Here is a 513-nt window from a genome sequence, read left to right as displayed (position 1 = left end):
GGGTTAATCAAAACCTACCTACTACCGGTGCTAGTGACTGGGACTTCTCGCGCTGGCAGACGTGGCAAACTCCAACTGCGGTCACTTTACCTCAAGGCACCCATGTCTTACGTTTGACCTTCGGAAGCGGAGGCATGGCAAACTACAACTGGATGACCTTCATTCCTGCTGGCGATCCAAGCTTTCATGTGTGGGTGCCGGTTGTCACGCGAGGAAACTAAGCGCACAGCGATAGAAGAGAGAGGAACAGGGGAGTGAGGGGAACAGGTATAACCATCCGCCGAAAAATTGCCAGAGCTGTGTCACCCTTGCCTCTCATACCTACTCCCTCCCCCAGCGGGGGAGGGCTGGGGTGGGGGTATCACCCCTCACCCTCAGCCCCGTTCCCACAGGGAGAGAGAGGCACTGTGTGATCGCGGCAAACCTGCTTGGCTTTAGAAGTGCGGCAGGGGCGCGAAGCCGGGACGGTTCTTGGTTGTCCAAACACGCCCCCTCCCCCAGCGGGGGAGGGTC

General features: G+C 58.7%; 1 protein-coding gene. It reads left to right on the top strand.

Annotated elements, in window-relative coordinates:
- The coding region (locus tag NZU74_20880; protein MCS6883776.1) for a hypothetical protein at positions 1–221 on the top strand (221 nt) is incomplete at its 5' end.
- Between the last annotated feature and the right edge of the window lie 292 nt (positions 222–513).

The sequence above is a fragment of the Chloroflexaceae bacterium genome, from assembly GCA_025057155.1.
Lineage (GTDB): Bacteria > Chloroflexota > Chloroflexia > Chloroflexales > Chloroflexaceae > JACAEO01.
Note: the sequence above shows the minus strand (reverse complement) of the source record. Positions and strands in the feature narration are given on the sequence as shown.